Origin of the sequence: Echinicola sp. 20G, assembly GCF_015533855.1 — a bacterium.
Lineage (GTDB): Bacteria > Bacteroidota > Bacteroidia > Cytophagales > Cyclobacteriaceae > Echinicola.
In genome coordinates, this window is the sequence record NZ_AP024154.1 from 4,328,302 (window position 1) to 4,346,757 (window position 18,456).

General features: G+C 37.0%; 15 protein-coding genes. 10 read left to right on the forward strand and 5 right to left on the reverse strand.

The window, feature by feature from the left end; all coding sequences use genetic code 11:
* Window positions 1-123: 123 nt before the first annotated feature.
* From JL001_RS17545 to JL001_RS17560, 4 genes are all read right to left on the reverse strand, one after another.
* Window positions 124-1,293, reverse strand: a complete 1,170-nt coding sequence (locus JL001_RS17545) for a C40 family peptidase (protein WP_200978523.1) — start codon at window positions 1,291-1,293, stop codon at window positions 124-126.
* An 81-nt stretch (window positions 1,294-1,374) separates the two neighbouring features.
* Entirely contained in the window at window positions 1,375-2,679 is a 1,305-nt protein-coding gene (locus JL001_RS17550; RefSeq protein WP_200978531.1) for an amidohydrolase family protein, read from the reverse strand.
* Between the two features lie 36 nt (window positions 2,680-2,715).
* Window positions 2,716-4,095, reverse strand: coding sequence for an amidohydrolase family protein (locus tag JL001_RS17555; RefSeq protein WP_200978538.1), 1,380 nt, complete (start codon window positions 4,093-4,095; stop codon window positions 2,716-2,718).
* 11 nt (window positions 4,096-4,106) lie between these two features.
* Window positions 4,107-5,783, reverse strand: coding sequence for an amidohydrolase family protein (locus JL001_RS17560; protein WP_236252877.1), 1,677 nt, complete (start codon window positions 5,781-5,783; stop codon window positions 4,107-4,109).
* Between the two features lie 286 nt (window positions 5,784-6,069).
* On the opposite strand from JL001_RS17560, the gene JL001_RS17565 reads away from it, so the two are divergent.
* The 5 genes from JL001_RS17565 (at window position 6,070) to JL001_RS17585 (ending at window position 11,825) form a co-directional block, all read left to right on the forward strand.
* Window positions 6,070-6,429, forward strand: a complete 360-nt coding sequence (locus tag JL001_RS17565; protein WP_200978540.1) for a response regulator transcription factor — start codon at window positions 6,070-6,072, stop codon at window positions 6,427-6,429.
* 75 nt (window positions 6,430-6,504) lie between these two features.
* Window positions 6,505-7,956 (forward strand): hypothetical protein, encoded by a 1,452-nt coding sequence (locus JL001_RS17570; protein ID WP_200978542.1) that lies wholly within the window; start codon window positions 6,505-6,507, stop codon window positions 7,954-7,956.
* Window positions 7,949-9,397: a glycosyltransferase family 2 protein gene (locus tag JL001_RS17575; RefSeq protein WP_200978545.1), complete on the forward strand. Its 1,449-nt coding sequence runs from the start codon at window positions 7,949-7,951 to the stop codon at window positions 9,395-9,397. Before JL001_RS17570 ends, JL001_RS17575 begins: the two co-directional genes overlap by 8 nt.
* Window positions 9,394-10,626 carry a YaiO family outer membrane beta-barrel protein gene (locus tag JL001_RS17580; RefSeq protein ID WP_200978547.1) on the forward strand — a complete coding sequence of 411 codons (1,233 nt, stop codon included), beginning with the start codon at window positions 9,394-9,396 and terminating at the stop codon, window positions 10,624-10,626. Before JL001_RS17575 ends, JL001_RS17580 begins: the two co-directional genes overlap by 4 nt.
* A gap of 113 nt (window positions 10,627-10,739) precedes the next feature.
* Window positions 10,740-11,825 carry a hypothetical protein gene (locus tag JL001_RS17585; RefSeq protein WP_200978549.1) on the forward strand — a complete coding sequence of 362 codons (1,086 nt, stop codon included), beginning with the start codon at window positions 10,740-10,742 and terminating at the stop codon, window positions 11,823-11,825.
* 5 nt (window positions 11,826-11,830) lie between these two features.
* Here the strand turns inward: JL001_RS17585 and JL001_RS17590 are convergent, their stop codons facing one another.
* Complete coding sequence (locus JL001_RS17590; protein ID WP_236252878.1) at window positions 11,831-13,732, reverse strand: LTA synthase family protein; 1,902 nt, start codon at window positions 13,730-13,732, stop codon at window positions 11,831-11,833.
* Window positions 13,733-13,925: 193 nt separating this feature from the next.
* On the opposite strand from JL001_RS17590, the gene JL001_RS17595 reads away from it, so the two are divergent.
* From JL001_RS17595 to JL001_RS17615, 5 genes are all read left to right on the forward strand, one after another.
* Window positions 13,926-14,468, forward strand: a complete 543-nt coding sequence (locus JL001_RS17595; protein WP_200978552.1) for a class I SAM-dependent methyltransferase — start codon at window positions 13,926-13,928, stop codon at window positions 14,466-14,468.
* A gap of 95 nt (window positions 14,469-14,563) precedes the next feature.
* The gene (locus JL001_RS17600; protein ID WP_370567391.1) at window positions 14,564-15,622 is read left to right on the forward strand and encodes a PA0069 family radical SAM protein; all 1,059 of its coding nucleotides are present in this window, start codon (window positions 14,564-14,566) and stop codon (window positions 15,620-15,622) included.
* Between the two features lie 10 nt (window positions 15,623-15,632).
* The gene (locus JL001_RS17605; protein ID WP_200978554.1) at window positions 15,633-15,839 is read left to right on the forward strand and encodes a hypothetical protein; all 207 of its coding nucleotides are present in this window, start codon (window positions 15,633-15,635) and stop codon (window positions 15,837-15,839) included.
* 37 nt (window positions 15,840-15,876) lie between these two features.
* Complete coding sequence (gene msrA, locus JL001_RS17610) at window positions 15,877-16,455, forward strand: peptide-methionine (S)-S-oxide reductase MsrA (protein ID WP_200978556.1); 579 nt, start codon at window positions 15,877-15,879, stop codon at window positions 16,453-16,455.
* A 110-nt stretch (window positions 16,456-16,565) separates the two neighbouring features.
* Window positions 16,566-18,233: a hypothetical protein gene (locus JL001_RS17615; RefSeq protein WP_200978558.1), complete on the forward strand. Its 1,668-nt coding sequence runs from the start codon at window positions 16,566-16,568 to the stop codon at window positions 18,231-18,233.
* Window positions 18,234-18,456: the final 223 nt, after the last annotated feature.

An 18,456-nucleotide genomic window follows, 5' to 3' on the forward strand; every position in this document is an offset into this window, starting at 1 on the left:
GGCTCAATTCATCCAAACTTGGTATTCGGATAAGATAAGCAACGTTTTTCGTTAACGGACTTTAATTATAAAACGAATTAACACAATGATTTATTTTTAAGTCACTACTTTATACTAGCCTTTTTAATTCAAGACTTTATCCACAGAAACGATATTTTCACTAGGAACCTGTCTTATTCTTTTGGTTCTTAAATAGCGACCCAATTCATACTCATCAAAGTTAGGGCTATTAGGGTCAAAACTACTGATCCTGACCCTTCCCCTCGAGTGAATAAAGGAATTATTTCCTATCCACATTCCCACATGAACAATTCTTTCCGGTCGGTCTTCGGTTGCTTTTCTACCGAAGAACAATAAATCTCCAACCCGAAGCTTGTCCCAGTCTTTATCGGTATCCACCAACTCACCTTCATTAACTTGCTGAGAGGCATCCCTAGGAATCACTTGTCCATTGAGGAAATAGATCGTTTTGGTAAATCCACTGCAGTCAACTCCTTTGATAGAGGTGCCTCCCCATAGGTAAGGTACTCCCATCATATTTTTAGCTGTACTGATCAAGTTGTCATCTGTAAGCGACCTACTGGCTACCCAATCGATGAATGGTGCCGCAGTGGATTTATTGATGTATCCTGATCTTCCATCTGGCAATGCCACCTCATAATGGCTATTGGATTCACCCAACTTTTCGAGGAGGTTACCGGCAGTGAGGTCACTCACCATGGATGCTTCGGATTCATCTTCATAAACATAACCCAAAAGGCCTGTAAAGATCACTTTCTGGGCATTTTCCCACTTGGCCAATTCAGCATCATCCATTAATTCAATACCAGCTGCATCTACCCAAGAAATATAATGATCAGGGGTTTGGATCAAATACCAACTGCCTTCCTTCTTAAGTACATTAACGGGAGTTCCCATAGTAGCTTGAGTGGCCAGTTCTGCAGAATGTTTTGGAGCACTTCTAATATTGGCAACGGAGATGGTCACCACAGCATGGGTCCTTCCGTCCAAACCTGCTTCTGGTAACAGGGTAACAGCATTGAAAAACTCAATTCCAGCACTATCCATTTTCGCTTTCAAAGCTTTCAATGCAGCAGGTAAATTGGTCTCTCCTGCAAGAGTGTCTCCAGACCATTGGATATCGAAAAGAGCGACACGTTTATCAGGAGCATATTGTTCTTTGACTGTACTCACCAAGTCTGATATACCCTTTTTCTCCTCTTGGTGACAGCCAAAAGCAAATGCTGTAAGGACAATAAGCAGAAAACAAGGGGCAATGTTAGTCTCTTTCATAATTAGGAAATCTAAAACACAAGTGTAAAATTACTAATAAAAGAAATCCCCGGAAAGTTTACCGGGGATTTGCTTTGGTACTTAGTGCTTTTCTAATCCTGGGTTTCTCTCCAAAAACTCTTGGTACAATCTGATATGTCTACTGGTCATTGGTACCTTATAACCATCTATAAAGACATGCATGATTTGAGTACTGGTTTCAAATGGGTCACCGTCAGAAATGAATAAGGTGGCGCTTTTGCCCTCTTCAATAGATCCTAGATGATCGTCTACACCAAAAATCTCAGCAGGCACAATGGTAATAGCTTTTAAAGCTTCTTCTTTGCCCATACCATAGGCAGCTGCAAATCCAGCGTTAAAAGGTAAGTTTCTTACATTTTCAGCGTCAGAAGTCCTAATAGCCACTTTTACACCAGCTTTCAGCATTTTTCCAGGATTGGAATAAGCTGCGTCATATCGGTCAGAATTTCTGGATGGTAATGCCAATACTGGTCCCGTGATCACAGGAACATCGGCAGCTGCAATTTCATCTGCTACTCGGAAACCTTCAGATACGCCAGTTAATATGGCATTTTGAACCGCTTTCTCTTTGACCCATTTTAAGGCATTCTTAATATCTTCAGCCTTATTGACTTCAATCAATAAAGGAAGTTCACCTCTTACCACTTTAGCCAACTGTTGCATTTCAGGGTAATATTGAAGGTCAGCTTCTGCATCCTCCAGTTTCATATAAGTGCTTGCTCTTTCCCAAATATCATTGATGTCCTTCAATGCTTTTTCTGCGTCCTTCTTGATTTCATCATCACTTCTTCTGTCCCAACGGCCTCGTCTTGCAGAAGTAGGGAAGTTCATCGGAACTCCCTTGAAACCTGTGTACATTTGATCAGGGGTATAGCCATTCAAATTGATCAAAGCTGCAGTTCCGGGAAAAAGGCCTCCAGAAGGAACGGACAAGACGGTGGTAACACCACTCACTCGTGTCACTGGAATGCTCACCGAGTTTGGGTTAATAGCAGTCAATGCCTGCATATTTGGTGTTACATTACCTATTTCAGAATAATCCTGAGTTTCGGCCAGTGAACCAACTTCCACCAAACCTAAACGTGTTCCAGAATCAATCATACCAGGGTAGATAAATTGACCGGAACAGTCAATTTCTGTTGCTCCACTTGCACTTAGACCGGCACCAATACTTGAGATTTTACCATTACTGATCAAAACATCTGTATTTTCCAGAATCCCATTGGTCACGGTAACCACAGTAGCTCCCTTCAAAAGAAAGGAGCCTCCTTCTGGCTTCAGTACTTCCCCTTCAATTTGCCCATAAGAAAGCACAGGCAGAAGGAAGAATAAAAGCGCATATATCGTTAAATTAATTTTTCTCATTTTATATATAATTTCCTAATTATCAAATAATTAAAATCAATGAGTGTGGTTAAAAGCAGCAGCTTCTTGCATAAACAATTCCACACCATGCATACATCGCTCATCTTCTGCTTTAAGGTAAACAGGTTCTACCATTTCTGTTGGACTAACCTTTATTCTTTGGTCATCTTCATCTTCATTGATATCAAAATATTTGACACCATCAATAAAGGTCATTTGTGGCACAGCATAAACTGAAAGAGGATGATGGTCAAAAATAACCAGATCGCCTTGCTTACCTTCCTCTATGGAGCCTACAAACTCATCAATACCCAATTGCTTTGCAGGATTGATGGTAATCAATGATAGTGCTTGTTCGTCTGTCAAACCGCCATATCGTTGTGTTTTAGCTGCTTCATGGTAAAGGTGACGAATCAATTCATCAGAATCTGAATTGATAGAGGTAATCACATCGTTTTCCATCAGGATCGCAGCATTATAAGCAGTGGAATAGTACACTTCAAATTTATAAGCCCACCAATCGCTGAAAACAGATGCGCCCATCGTATACTTTGCCAATTCCGGAGCTACTTTGAAGCCTTCATTTACATGGGTAAACACCAATTTATCCACGCCAAAATCCCTACAAACATTGATCAGCATATAGATTTCATCAGCCCTATAAGAGTGGCAATGGATGATGATTTTACCATCTAGGATATCAGCCAGGGTCTGTAATCTCAAATCATAAGTAGGAGGGGTAGCAGTGCTGTTCTTTTTGTCCTTTACCGAATTGTAACTTTCCCATGCCTTTTTGTACTGTTGTGCTTCAGCAAAACCATTTCTAATAATCGCTTCAACACCCATTCTGGTTCTAGGTTGGATGTTTTTACCACGGCCATGAACTCTGGTAGGATTTTCTCCCAAAGCAAACTTAATCGTTCTGGGAGCTTCCTTCATGAAAATGTCCTCAGGATTATATGTGCCATACCTGAATTTCATGGTAATACTTTGTCCTCCAATAGCATTGGCAGATCCGTGAAGACCATGTGCCACAGTAGTACCTCCAGCAAGGGCCCTATAGATACCAACATCAAAAGGGTTGACCACATCGGCCATGGATACTTGTGCTGTGATGGGGGCTGAAGCTTCATTGACCACATCCAAAGCCAAATGGCTGTGAGCGTCAATAATACCTGGCATCAAAAATTTTCCAGTAGCATCTATGGTTTCAATACTTCCAGATGCGGAAAGATCTTTCCCTATCTTCTTGATAATACCATCTTCTACCAAGACATCTGTTTCTTCCAAAGTCCCTTGTGTAACTGTCAGCACCGTGGCATTTTGGATTAGAACGTCGCCTTTAGGTGTTTGTGCATACAAAGATTTTGCTCCAAACAATACGATTGAGAGCATGATATAAGTAAATTTCTTCATAGTTCCCATCTTTATAATTTAAAATCCGGCTCTTTGGTGGCAGTAAAGGGAAAAGTCCCCATGTCTCTGATACTGAGGTTTCCTTCAAATTCATTTCCACTCAATGTACCTTTGGTATTTACAACTATTTCTTGCCCTTGAACAATGATGGAAAAGGTATAAGAAAGCTCTTTCCCGTCATAGTGGATGTTTTCTAGTTGACGGGTTACTTTACCACCACCATCAGGATCATCTACCACTATTTCACCTTTTAAATTACCTGATTTTTGACTAAATGTCACGGTGCCTTTGGATGTACCTCCAGGAGTTTCGGAGGTATAATTCCATACTCCCAATATATCTTCAACATCTCCATTTTTCTTTTTGGATTTTGAAGCTTCATATTCAAATAAATAACCATCAGCCATCACATATTTAATTTTAGCATCCTTACTAAAAAGACTATCAGTAGTCAAGACAAGGTTGGCCAGTTTCCCTTTTTCAACTGTTCCAGTAAAAGAACTAATCCCTAACATATTAGCAGGGTTTGTTGTTAATGCTGCCAATGCTCCTTCTTCACTCAAGCCATTTTCAATCATGGATTGAATGTTTTTGAATACATCACCACTTTTTGCTCCTTTGGAACTAAATGCAAATGGGATTCCTGCGGCTTCAAATGAAGCTGCTTCAGACAAGGCTTCTTTATAGGCGGCAATCACTCTTTCATGCGCTTTTTTAGCCTCTTCGGTGGCATCCTCCATTTTTGCTTTTGAGGCTTTGTTATCTGGAAGGTCTAGTGACAACACTATCTTAGCACCAGCATCCTTGATATCTTCAGCTAATTTGCTGCCTTCTTTTACACCAGTGATGACAACATCAAATCCCAATTCTTTCTTCAGCCTTAAAACTCGTCTAATTTCCAATTCATCTTCAGCTTCAAAAACAACGGGGACTTGGCCATTGATTACCTTATAAAAAGCTTCTAGACTTGGATCTTTTTCAGGCCTATTAATCCCATTTCCCTTTTCTTTGAAGAGCGAAGCATGTTCATATTTGAGTTGAGCATTTTTATAAAGCTCTCTCCATTTGGCCATTAAGCCTAGGGTAGTTCCTGGATAAACTCCTCTTGCTGTTTCAAACTGTGCATAAAGCCCAGTAGATTCGGCAAGAATGTTGGATGATTCTTTATCACCATAAACGACCAAGGCAGTTTGCCCAGGCAGCATTTCTCCTTTTGGAACTACTTGTGCGATGGAAAAGCCTGCTTTCCTCCAATTGGTGATTTCCCCATTATTAACATCCCAATACTGAAGCACTTCTCTTTCGGGAGTGATACCCGCAACTTCATTACGTGGATCAGATGGATCCATATCATCAGACCTTTTGACGTCCTCAGGCTTACTTACCCCGGCTTCGGATGCTACATCAATGAAACCCGCATATACAAATAAGGAATCTCCCTTGATGACTTGGGCATCAATAGGAATATTTAAATCATTACCGACGGCTTTGATCAAGCCATCCTTTAAAATAATGGTAGCACTGGAAATACTTTTCCCAGGCTGAGTAAAAACAGTTGCATTAGTAACGGCGTAAGTTCCTGTAATCCTTCTTTGTCCAGAATTATCACTCTGTGAGAAAGAGTGATTGGAAAACAGCAAACAAAACGACAACACTAAATACATTAATGTGTTTTGTCTTTTAATCATACAAGTTAGAGATAGGTTGGTATAAATACTTTTATTAGAAACCTTTAAACTAGCAAAAGATTTATTTTTGAACACAGCTTATTTTTTAAAAGGTTTATTTTTTTGAGGAAGCTAATTTTTTTTTAAAAAAACATTATCCCAAAAGCATTAATAAAGTGTTAAAAAACAAATACGCGTATTTGAAAATAAAAGGTATCAAATCAGGTTTATACGAATGGTTTTTGTTAGTAGAATTATGATCAAAAGTGTATATTTTTAGGAATTAAAGTAAAAATATTTATCTGCCATGAAGGATATTTTAGTGATAGAAGACGACCAGTTAATTTTAAAAATGGTAGAATTCCGCCTTAAAAAAGAGGGACATAATGTAAGCATAGCTGAAGATGGAAACCAAGGAATCCAGGCGCTGGAAGATAATTGCCCAGATCTAATTATTACGGATATTATGGTTCCTTTTAAAAGTGGAATTGAGATTATTGAATTTGCTAAGTCAAAGTATCCTCATTGTCCCATTATTGTACTAAGTGCACTTGGGGAAGAAGAAGGTACAGTTATGGAAGCTTTCAATATGGGGGTTTCAGATTTTGTTCCTAAACCCTTTAATCCGAACGAACTGGCCATAAGGGTTAGACGATTGATTAATTAAAAGGGATTTTGTAAGGTGTTAAGAAAAGGCTATTATTTTATCATACTTTTATTTTGTGGTGTAAGTTACACCTCTATGGCATTTCAAGAGGCCGACTCTCTTGCTACTACTACATTTTTAAAGCAAGTCGGTCAGATAGAGTCTATGACTTTTAAAGTATCTGCCAATGAAGTCTCCACGGAAGAATTTAGAGACTTTAATCTTGCTTTAAATTACAGGGATTCTCTCATATCTGCTGGTATAAATGATGTTGTTCTTAATTACTTTATATTTGAAGAGGAAAAGGAATTTGAAGGTGTAAAGGAATACGTCTCTCTGATTAAGTTGAATGATCTTTTTATCCCGGAATCAAAAATAAATGCAGCTAGGGAAGATATTCTAATTGCAGCCAATAAGTTAGATTTTAAAGCTTATTATACACTTAGAAGTAGAATTTTTAATGATATAAAATTTATGATTTTAATGGGGATTTTGACCCTTTTTATAATCACATTCTTGGTATTGCTTTTTTTCTTGACTTTTGTAAGGTCAAAAAACAGAAATAAAGCCAATCAAATAAAGCTTTATCAAAGCATAGTAGGAGACCCTATTAGTAACTTACTATTTAGTTATGAACTTCAAGAGATCCAAACAATGACCTATGGAGAGGTCAAAGCAATATTCAATACCGAGTATTTCGAAGTAGATTTATTCAAGGACACATTGATCAAAGAAATTATATATGTCAACAAAAACTTAAAAGGAGATTTCAAAGATAAACTTAAGGAGATATACCTCATTTTACAATTAGACAGCTTTTCTAAGAAAAAATTGAAAAGTAAGAACTGGGAGGACCAAGCATCAGGCATCGTAGAACTTCACGAGATGAACATTAAAGATGCAGTTCCACAATTGGGACCTCTGCTTCAAAGTAAAGTTTTTCTTGTCCGCACCAATGCAGTTAGGGCATATCTACACCTTTCTCCAATTAAGGATCTAAAGTTTTTAGCTGATCAGGATTTTCCGCTATCCAAATGGCAACAAATGTCCTTATACCGAGTAATCAAGGAAATATCTAAAGATGAACAAGTCAAAGTAGTTAGTCTTTTGGATTCAGACAATCCCAGCATTAGGGTTTTTGGAATCAAATTGGTAAGACTACTTGGTAGAATGGATAGGATTTCAAAATTATCACAAATGTACCCAGTTAGTACATATGCAGAGAAAATTGAAATACTGACCACATTCAAAGCACTCAATGCATTTACAGAATTAGAATTAACCCATCGGGCTTTTTTAAACGGAGAGCCAAAACTATCTATATTGGCTGCAGAACTGATGGGGGTAATAGGCGATGATACTTCGGTCGATTTAATAATTGAAAAACTAAAACAAAATAACAATTCATTTGAATTCAAGAAAAGTATGATGATAAGTTTGTTCAGTCTTGACAAATTCAAATTTGAGTCCATAGTTGACCAACAAGGAGATGAGCAACTTTATCAATTGAGATCGCATATTAAAGATACATTATTGGCCTATGTATAGTTTGTTATTTGAATTAATCGTACAAGTTTTCGGTATTTTCTTTTTGCTTTATGGTTTTGCTGTAATCATGATTTACATGACGATCACATTACTATCTGGATTGGAGCTTAGAAAACAATTAAAAAAGAACAAGTTTGTCGATTACAAGGATGTAATTACAACGCCAGTGGGCCCTGGTGTTTCTATTCTTGCTCCCGCTTATAATGAAGGAAAAACAATTGTCCAAAATGTGAGAAGCTTACTGTCTTTGCACTATAGCAAATTTGAAGTGATCATAATTAACGATGGAAGTAAAGATGATTCTATTGATATTCTTATCAAGAGTTTTGACTTGCGAAAAACGGATTTTGCTTTTGAAGCTTCCATTGAAACACAGGCTGTTAGAGGAGTCTATAAGTCAAATAACCCTTCGTTTAGCAAATTAATAGTGGTTGATAAAGAAAATGGTGGCAAGGCAGACGCATTAAATGCCGGTATTAATATTTCAGGGCAGGAACTTATTGCTTGTATTGATGTGGACTGTATTTTGGCTCCTGATTCCATTGTAAGGATGCTTAGGCCATTTTTGGAGGAAACTAATAAAAAGGTTATTGCAGTAGGTGGGGGAATAGGAATTGCTAATAACTGCGATATTAAAGATGGAACTGTAATCAAATATAGAGTACCAGACACTATTTTAGGTAGATTTCAGGTTATTGAGTATTTTAGGTCATTTTTGCTTGGAAGAATGGCGTGGTCAAGAGTCAATGGTTTACTCTTAATATCTGGAGCTTTTGGTTTTTTTGATAAAGAACTGGTGCTTAAGGTAGGTGGCTATTTTCCTAAAACAGTGGGAGAAGACATGGAATTGGTAGTTAGAATGAGACGATATATGGAAGAGCAAAAGATTCCATATAAAGTAGCATTTGTTTCTGACCCATTGTGTTGGACAGAAGTACCAGAATCAGAAGAAATTCTTAGTAAACAAAGAAACCGATGGATGAGAGGTACGATAGAAACTCTTCAACTTCATCGTAGAATGCAGTTAAATCCAAAATATGGCATCACCGGTATGGTATCCTTTCCTTTTTGGGCCATGTTTGAGAAAAATGCTCCCATAATAGAGTTTTTAGGACTGATTTACACGGTGACTTTGATTTTTATGGGAGAATTCAGTTCTGTCTATTTTATCAGTTTGTTTATTCTCATTTACTTTTTCTCGATAATGCTTTCTTCGTTTAGTATCCTGTTCGAAGAATTAGCCTATAACAGGTACAGAGAAAAAGGTGACCTATGGAAATTAATTATAACAGTGTTAAAAGAACCTCTTTTTATTCATCCAAAACTGATGTTATGGTGTATGAAAGGCCACTGGAACTTCATCAAAGGCATTGGTGGTTGGGGAGAAATGGTGAGGACAGGATTTAATAATACAGTAAAGAAAGGTACAGCTCAATCATGAACAGTAAATGCATATTAGTGGGTTTGATAATGTTTTTCTTTGGACTTCAGACAAAGGCTCAGGAAAACTTTGACCCTGACAAAAAATTCTTTGAAGCGAGGGATTTGGCGCTTAATGGTCAAAGAGAAGAAGCTATTGACTTGGCATTCAAAATAGTTGAAAAATATCCCGGTTATTCAGATGTATGGATATTATTGGGAAGAATACACTCTTGGGAGGGCAAAAATGACTCTGCCTCTGTTTATTTTGAAAGAGCCATTAAAGAAAGTCCAGATTATGAAGACGCCTATATTGGATATTTAGATAATTTATTTTGGGCAGAGCAATATGATAAAGCTGAACAAGTATTGGATAGAGCATACCAACAATTTGGAGCTGGCGCATCAGCAGCATTAAAATATAGACAGTCAAGACTTTATTATTATCGAGAGGATTACAAAGAAGCTGTTGACATAGCTGAAACTCTATATGAAAATGATGTAAAAATAGATGGTCTGCTTTCTTACATTCAAAGGTTAAAAAGGTTAACCATTAAAAGTGCTGTAGGACTTACCTTCGATCATGATAGCTTTGAAGGTCAAATCAGTCCATGGCAGACCTATTCCCTTTATGCTAGGACGCAAGCTGGATTTATGGGCAATGTTATCGGAAGAGTGACTCATTCGCATCGTTTTGATGGTTATGGTACACAATATGAGTTAGATGCATACCCTAGTTTAGGAGAAAACTCTTACGCCTATTTAAATGTAGGGGTTTCCAACGCCTCTTTTTTTCCAAATTATAGGTTTGGTACTTCTATCTATTGGAGCCTACCAAAAGCTTTCGAGTTTGATATTGGTTATAGGCACTTAAACTTTAGTGAAACCACTCACATCATAACCGGCTCAATAGGAAAGTATACTGGTAACTGGTGGCTAAATTTAAGGGCCAACCATGTGCCATCAAGTGCTGGCGGTTCGATCAGTGGAAACTTCCAGGCTAGGTATTATTATAAGGGGGCTGAAGATTATTTTATGTTCCAATTCAGTACAGGTGTATCTCCAGATGAAGAGGATAGAGATTTACAGTCTCAATTATTGGATTCATACAGAGGGCGAATAGGCTATCAACAGCTTTGGAGTCCCAAATGGTTGGGCTATGCTTTTGTAGGCTATTCTTATGATGAAATTACACCTGATAACTATCGCCCCAATCTTAATATTTCTATAGGAACGGAATTTAGATTTTAATGCCTTCTAACCAATCACCTTATAAGTTTACCAAAAGTGGTCTTCGCTTAATCTTCACTACATTTCTGATAGTGATTACTCCTTTAATTGTAATTCCTGGGATAAGCCATCTGATGTGGAAGGTTAAACCATCTTCCAAGATGGATGTTTTGGTAATTGACAAAACCGTCCCTCATCAAGGTCGTTTAGAACATCGTTCTTTATTTTGGGCATTAAAGCATCTTAGAGTACGAAGAAAAGATGGACAATTTTACCAATACGACAAAGACTATTTAGGGTTCTACCCGAAAGAGAATGGAGATCATAAGGTTAAAAGTCTACGGTATTACAGTGATGAAAAAATTGACTCGTTGGCTAATGTTTTAGATTTGCTATACTTAGCTGATACTTATGGGGTTTATGAAGCTGATTTTAACTCAAAAAGTGAACTTGAATTTTCCAGAAAAATTTATGGAGGATTATCCAACAATGACCTTAAATTAGCTCAGAAAGTCATCGATAATGAAGCTTTGTTTATCGCAGAATTTAATAGCATGGGAGCTCCCACTTCTTTTGCCTTGAGAAATCAATTTGAAAACCTGATGAATTTCAAGTGGACAGGGTGGATCAGTAGGTACTTTGATGAGCTAAACCCAGAACTTAACGAAGAAATTCCCGAATGGCTTATCAATAATTATAAAGAGCAACATGATGGAAATTGGGATTTCGAAGGTTCCGCTCAAGTTTTTGTAAGTGAAGATGGAAGAATTGAAGTATTAAAATTTGGAGAAGATATCACCAATCAGGTACCAAAAGTTATTTCTACTCTCCAAAGCCAACAAAAGTTTGATATTCCTAAAGAAACAAATTACCCGTATTGGTTTGAAGTACTTCGGATAGATAGGTCTTATGAGGTGATTAGTTATATCGATGTAGCTCCAACAAAAAGTGGTGAAGAAAAACTAAAAGAAATGGGATTACCAAGGTATTTTCCAGCTACGATCGTTAAAAATAATGGTAAAGGCAAAATATATTATTTTGCCGGAGATTATGCCGATAATCCTATTCCATTTAGTTCAGCACCGTTTTTTGGTGTGCCTACTATTTATAAAATTATTAATGATAAAAACGACTATTCCAATCGAACTTCATTCTATTGGAACTATTATTTTCCATTGATCAAAACAATTCTAGATGAACATCTAATTAATGTAAAATGATTGTGTTATTGAGGTAAAATAGCATTGTTCTCCATTGCAAAATTGTCTTTTGCCTTATATTCTTCAAAACTATTCTGAAGCCTTGAAAATACTTCTGGTTTATCCACTAGATCAATGTTCATATTGTCAGAAAGCACATAAAGATCTTTATCAGAAATAAAGTAATTTCCATCCAGGTAATCTCCAAACTGATATTTGTTCCGCATTAAAGCGTGAGTAATTTTTGATTCAAATTGAGCTGCAGTATCCAATACAGCTCCTCTCCAAGCCACTGTCTCAGGTAATTTTAAATCATAGTTATGCTGAAGGAAAGCAAGCAAACTAGGAGCAATCTCAAAATGAGTATTGACGGCGTCCATGTATTTGTCTCTTTCTAATTTTGGAGAGTAAATGATTAAGGGAACATGAAACCTATCAATTTTAGTGGACATTGGGATTTCTGGTAATCTATGATCTCCTGTAATGATGAAAATGGTATTTGTTGCTTTTTCTCTTTTTAAGTAGGCTTTAAAAAACTCCTTAATAGCGTCATCCACATATAAAACACTGGCTAGTTCTGCTTTATAATTTTCAAGTTTAATGGTAGGATGACTATAGCCTTTTTCATTCAGGAATTTTTCAAATTTTTTGTTGTAAAAGTCCTGCTCTGGAATAACAAAGGGAGAGTGTGAAGACATTGTCTGAAAAATGTTCACTTGAGCCTGATCCGTATTGGGAAGCTTTTTTAAGCCATTTCTAAAGTTTTCCTTATCAGCATAGCCCCAGGAAAAGCCAGAAACAGATGGTGACTTTGAGAACTCAGGATCAAACTTATCTATATCTACCAAATTATCTACTCCTTGGTAGTTCATAAAGGTAGCAGCATTGTCGAATTCTTTATCCGCCCCAATGTAATAATTAATTTGATAACCGTCCTTTTTTAGCAAGGAAAGCATTGTGGAATGATAAGGTACTGGAGTCTTTTCCATGAAACCATTTCTACCAAAAGGTAATCCTCCAAAGATTCCAGATAAAACCCCAAATGTCCTTCCAGTTGTGGAAAGATTGTTTTTCCAATACAAACTATGATCTGCTAAAGAATCTAAAAAAGGTGTCCAACTTCCCAAGTAGGCACCTGGGCCTGAATAGGCTTTACCTAATCCTTCTACAATTATAAACACCAAGTCAGGTATTGTATCGAATTCCGAGAAATAAGGCCCTAAAACATCTGGATAATTATTTATATGTAAAAATGGATAAGAAGGGTCAATATATTCTTTTTGAACCAAGCCTCTTTGACTAGAACTATTCTCCAAATAGAAGTCAAAATAGATATTTTGGGACTTCGAAAAATAATCATACGATTCTTGATAGAAAAACAAAGACTTGTTCTCAGCTAGGTTGCTTTCTAATCCTGATAAACCTCCGGATTTATCAATAGGAATGATTAATAAAACCAAAAGAAAAGCATAAGTGAAAACTGAAAAAACAATCGTTGTTTTGAAATTAAATTTAATAAATCTGCCTGCACTTAAAGATAGAAATATGAGAACCAAAGCAAAGATTGAAGCAAACACACTATAAATATTTAGTGCTCCAGCAGCTTGAACAGTTTCTATTAAATCCTCAAAAGAATACGTAAAGAAATCTGCCCCAAGTGGAACCAATGTCTCTGAGAAATAAAAAATAAGAGATATCTGTCCTAGGATCAATAAACTTAATATGAGCTTGTAAATAAAATAAGATACTTTAGGCAGAAGCAGTCCAATGAGCATTTGAATAATAAAAAATATTCCAACTGTGTATAAGCCCCATTGGAAACTTTGGAGAAGGTTCCCCATTAAAATGCTCTTATTTGAAATTGGGTCAAGTCCATGAGTATTACCAATCCAGAAGACTTCCACTATGCTCAGCAAAATCAGAAGCATTAGGAAAATAGTACTGATTTGCCAGAATTTATTCAAATTACTAGTAATATTACTGAATAAGTTGGATTGAATAACCGTTTTTTGGGCCATTGTTCTTTCGTGTAAAATGAAATTTAGAAACTCATTAAGGTTTCAATTCAAGAAAATTTTGGTACAAAATAACTATATTGTAAAATAAATTTGACGATTAAAAATGAATAAAAGTTCCTTAATTAAAGAACTCTTTGCCAACATAAAAACTACAGGCGCTGTAACTTTTAGTTCTAAATCTCTGGTTAACAAAATGCTATCTTTTGCTGATTTTGAAGGAGCCAAAATAATAGTAGAATTGGGTGGGGGAGATGGAAGCATAACACGTGGAATAATTAATCGCATGGATAAAGATGCAAAACTTTTAGTCTTTGAAATTAGTAAACCTTTTTGCGAAAACTTGAAGAAAGAATTCCCGCAAGACAATGTCCATATTATATGTGATTCAGCTGAAAATATGGATCGATACCTTGATGGTAAGTCTGCTGATTTGATTCTATCTTCACTTCCTTTTAGTCTCATTCCAAAAGAATCTCGCAACGAAATTTACAAAAAAACACGTTCGCACCTGAATCAAAACGGTTATTTTATACAAATTTGTTATTCATACTTGCTAAAATTCCAATTTGCCAACCATTTCCAAAGCATTAGAACTGCATTTACCCTTAAAAATTTTCCGCCGGCTTTCATTATTATTTGCAACTAAGGACAATTAATTGGACCCTATAATGCTAAATTTTCCTTTTTGAGACATTTTCTGTCTACAGCTTTTGCGCTTCATTTTCATAAGTTTAAATTGAAATGATGAACAAGGATGTATTCAAAGGAAGAGGAGCAAGTATGTCACCAGATAACCCTTATTTAAAGCGAAGGGAAGTCTTGGCGCATATAGAAGGTTTGGATGAAGAGAAATACCTAAACAAACCCCAAACAAAGTTTTACATAGAACACACTAAAGGCGGCTTGAGTAAAAATGACAGCCCTGATCTGCCCTTAAATTATTCTGTAAACCCATACCAAGGCTGTGAGCATGGTTGTATTTATTGCTATGCGCGTAATTCACATCAATACTGGGGCTTTGATGCTGGTTTAGGCTTTGAAACCAATATCATGGTAAAAACCAATATTGTGGAAGTATTAAGGCAACAATTCAAGAAAAAAGGGCATCAGCCTCAAGCTATCATGCTTTCTGGAAATACGGATTGCTATCAACCTGCAGAACGTAAGTTTAAATTGACCAGAAAGATACTTGAACTGTGTTTGGAAATGGGGCACCCCGTGAGTGTCATTACAAAAAATACCTTGATACTACGTGATGAAGATATTCTGGCAAAATTAGCTGACAAGCAGCTGGTGCATGTTTATTTCTCCATCAACCATCTTGATCACCAACTCAAAGCTTTGTTGGAGCCTAGAACAGCAACAGGGCAAAAGAAAATAGCAGCTATCAAGACATTGACAGATAGAGGTGTTCCTTGTGGCATTATGGTTGCTCCGATTATTCCAGCTTTAAACACGACAGACATTTCCGATATCATTCAACAAAGTGCTGATGCTGGCGCTTTAGCTGCAGGATATACAGTGGTCCGTTTAAATGGAAATGTAAAGGAAGTCTTCAAGCATTGGATCAATGAGCATTACCCTGATAGAGCCACCAAAGTACTTCATCAAATAGGGCAATTACACGGCGGTAAATTGAACGACACGGTGTGGGGCAGAAGAATTAAAGGCAATGGGGTTATTGCGGAAATGATCCATCAAATTTTCAGTACCGCCAAACAAAAATATATGAAGGATAGGTCCATGCCTGATTTTAACTATGATGCCTTCAATCCCAATGGACAATTAAAACTATTTTAATCTATTGATCATGGATAATATACTTGAAATAGCTATTTTAGAAATGTGCAGGCAGAAAGGAGAAAAGCCTTTTTTATGCAATGAGGTGATTCAATGGATCTATCCACAAGATTGGGAGAAATTTACAAAAGAAATTCAATTAGCTGCTCAAGGGTTAAAGCAAAAAGGTAAAATAATGCTCTCTGAAAACTGGGAAATCAATAAAGTAAAACATTGACCATGCAGGCAATGAGGGCAATAATTGTTTAAAAAGAATGGTGAAACTTCCTCAAACTTCAGTTGAAAATATTCCCGATGGCCTTGAAGTGGCCACTTTGGGATCCGGGTGTTTTTGGTGTATAGAAGCTGTTTATCAAAACCTTCGTGGCATTTCCAAAATAGAACCAGGATACAGTGGTGGGCACATTGAAAATCCAAGTTACCAAAAGGTTACTACTGGAACAACTGGCCATGCTGAGGTAATACAGTTTTTGTATGACCCAAAGATCATTTCGTTTCAGGATTTATTGGAGGTATTCTGGGCGACCCATGATCCAACCACCCTCAACCAACAAGGCGCTGATGTAGGGCCTCAATATCGATCAGCCATATTTTATCATTCTGATTCCCAAAAAAATACAGCTAAAGAATTCAAGAAGATTATAGAGGAAGCGGAAATATACGATAAGCCCATTGTCACAGAAATAACTCCTTTTAATAATTTCTATCCGGCCGAAAACTATCATTTCAATTATTATGAAAGTCATAAAAACCAGCCATACTGCCAGTTTATCATTAGGCCTAAAGTAGAGAAACTGAAAAGAGTTTTTGGTCAACACACCAAGCTGATTTAAGTAAAAGACAGGCAAAAGCAGCCCTTGTATCCCATCAACAGTTGAAAAAGTCTAATGCCTTGATTTTTTATCCAGCAGTGATGTTTTAATTTGTTTAACAAAAATCGATTATGAGAACCAGAGCACAAGAGTCAAGAGCAGCCATTGAAAGGTTATACATTACCATGAGACACCTTTTTATGAGAGGTACCTACAAGCCTCTGGGGGTCTCTGGAGAGTCACTGATCAATGCCTTATTGATCCTTAGGCCTGAAATTTATGGTTTGGTTTCAGAAATAGAAAAAGTAGAACTGGATGGCTTATTGTATATAATGGAAAGGCTGCCGCGTGGAATAGAAGAATGCCGTTATATCAGGTTGATCAGCCGGGAAGGATATGAAAATTCAGATTTTGAAAAATTGATTCCGAGCAAAAGGAGGAGAAATTGCTATAGGGTGGATAAAGACCAGATGTTTGTAGAAATGACACGTGGTAAAAGTGATATTTATGATATCCTTACCCACCTTACTTTTTTATATATTGAAGCTGAAAAGATCAGAAGGAATAGTACTGATAGCAAAGGTAGAATCCACTTGAACTGGAATATGCTCAAAAAGATAGTTCAACAGGAAGAAAAAGGGGAACCTTACGACAAAGAAGCAGCCTGTTCCTACCTGAGTCATCTTACAGGCAGGACTTTTGATGAAACACATCAAGCCATCCAGAAATTTGAGTCTTCAAGAAACTCCAATAGTTTATTCTCCATAGTATACCATTTGGGAAGGCTCTCCATTGATGAAGCACTCAATGACAATGACCGTGAAATCTCATTTTCAGCTACCCTAAGGGAAAGGATAGGTCATCATGTCTACGGAGAAATGTGGGCTCAAAACATTAAATCAATTTTGGATGAGCATGACCTCCTCCATCGTCCCATCCACATCATCAGTGCCAACCTTCATAGTGTTGTCAATACGATTTATGGACATCAAGCTTTAGACCTATCTACATTTGAAGACATAGAGCAAATGGCCATAGATATCAGTTTGGACAATAAAAACAACAAAGCCAAGGAAATCGAAAAATACGCACTGAAACATGGTTTTGTGAACATCCCCGATATCTCAGGTACCAATATAGGCGCTCAGATCATTGATACATCCAAAATGGTTGCTGAGACATTGATTCCAGGCGTAAAAATTCCTGAGGATGACAAAAAGAAACCTGTTATCGTTGTGATGGATTATGCATTTGGAGAACAAGCTTACGAATGTTTTGACGAATTGTTGAAGCCATTTGAGGTGGGGAATCAATCAATTCCTTTGGACGTGGTGTCAGCATCTATCATGGGGAAAGCAGGCATTTTAGAAGGTAACAAAGGGGATTTGATGATCCCCAGCAGTCATGTTTTTGAAGGAACTGCAGATAATTATCCTTTTAAAAATCAATTGAAGCCTGATGATTTTAAAGGTTATGATTTAGGGGTTTATGAAGGTCCTATGATCACAGTCCTAGGTACCTCTCTGCAAAACAAAGATGTGCTCAATTATTTTATGGAATCATCATGGAAAGCTATTGGGCTGGAAATGGAAGGAGCCCACTATCAAAAGGCCATCCAATCAGCCAGTAAGATCAGAAGAAGTATTCGGAAAAACGTAAAGGTTCTCTATGCCTATTATGCTTCCGATAATCCATTAAAAACAGGAAGCACATTAGCTTCGGGGAGTCTCGGAATGGAAGGAGTGAAGCCTACTTACCTGATTACTTTCAAGATTTTAGAGACCTTATTTTCAAATTAAGGTTGATACAGTTCAATTAATGCGTAAATGATAGCATTATACTTTAATTAAAGATCGATTACTTCAATACATTGGTTATATTTGTCAGTGTCAAAGCTTTATTTACATTCAACCCTTTGACAAAATCCAGACACGTCCCTTATAGGACATGTTCCGATAGTAGTAACTCCCATCCCAGTCAGTTTTTAGTACTTAAACCCTATTGAACTTACTTGAAGGGTTG

What these genes read in the sequence shown, in the direction of transcription:
- JL001_RS17600 (WP_370567391.1), top strand. Translation starts at nt 14,564, where the DNA reads ATGATGAACAAGGATGTATTCAAAGGAAGAGGAGCAAGTATGTCACCA.
- JL001_RS17545 (WP_200978523.1), bottom strand. Translation starts at nt 1,293, where the DNA reads ATGAAAGAGACTAACATTGCCCCTTGTTTTCTGCTTATTGTCCTTACA.
- JL001_RS17560 (WP_236252877.1), bottom strand. Translation starts at nt 5,783, where the DNA reads ATGATTAAAAGACAAAACACATTAATGTATTTAGTGTTGTCGTTTTGT.
- msrA (WP_200978556.1), top strand. Translation starts at nt 15,877, where the DNA reads ATGGTGAAACTTCCTCAAACTTCAGTTGAAAATATTCCCGATGGCCTT.
- JL001_RS17585 (WP_200978549.1), top strand. Translation starts at nt 10,740, where the DNA reads ATGTGGAAGGTTAAACCATCTTCCAAGATGGATGTTTTGGTAATTGAC.
- JL001_RS17595 (WP_200978552.1), top strand. Translation starts at nt 13,926, where the DNA reads ATGAATAAAAGTTCCTTAATTAAAGAACTCTTTGCCAACATAAAAACT.
- JL001_RS17550 (WP_200978531.1), bottom strand. Translation starts at nt 2,679, where the DNA reads ATGAGAAAAATTAATTTAACGATATATGCGCTTTTATTCTTCCTTCTG.
- JL001_RS17555 (WP_200978538.1), bottom strand. Translation starts at nt 4,095, where the DNA reads ATGAAGAAATTTACTTATATCATGCTCTCAATCGTATTGTTTGGAGCA.
- JL001_RS17565 (WP_200978540.1), top strand. Translation starts at nt 6,070, where the DNA reads ATGAAGGATATTTTAGTGATAGAAGACGACCAGTTAATTTTAAAAATG.
- JL001_RS17615 (WP_200978558.1), top strand. Translation starts at nt 16,566, where the DNA reads ATGAGAACCAGAGCACAAGAGTCAAGAGCAGCCATTGAAAGGTTATAC.
- JL001_RS17605 (WP_200978554.1), top strand. Translation starts at nt 15,633, where the DNA reads ATGGATAATATACTTGAAATAGCTATTTTAGAAATGTGCAGGCAGAAA.
- JL001_RS17580 (WP_200978547.1), top strand. Translation starts at nt 9,394, where the DNA reads ATGAACAGTAAATGCATATTAGTGGGTTTGATAATGTTTTTCTTTGGA.
- JL001_RS17570 (WP_200978542.1), top strand. Translation starts at nt 6,505, where the DNA reads ATGGCATTTCAAGAGGCCGACTCTCTTGCTACTACTACATTTTTAAAG.
- JL001_RS17590 (WP_236252878.1), bottom strand. Translation starts at nt 13,732, where the DNA reads ATGCTTCTGATTTTGCTGAGCATAGTGGAAGTCTTCTGGATTGGTAAT.
- JL001_RS17575 (WP_200978545.1), top strand. Translation starts at nt 7,949, where the DNA reads ATGTATAGTTTGTTATTTGAATTAATCGTACAAGTTTTCGGTATTTTC.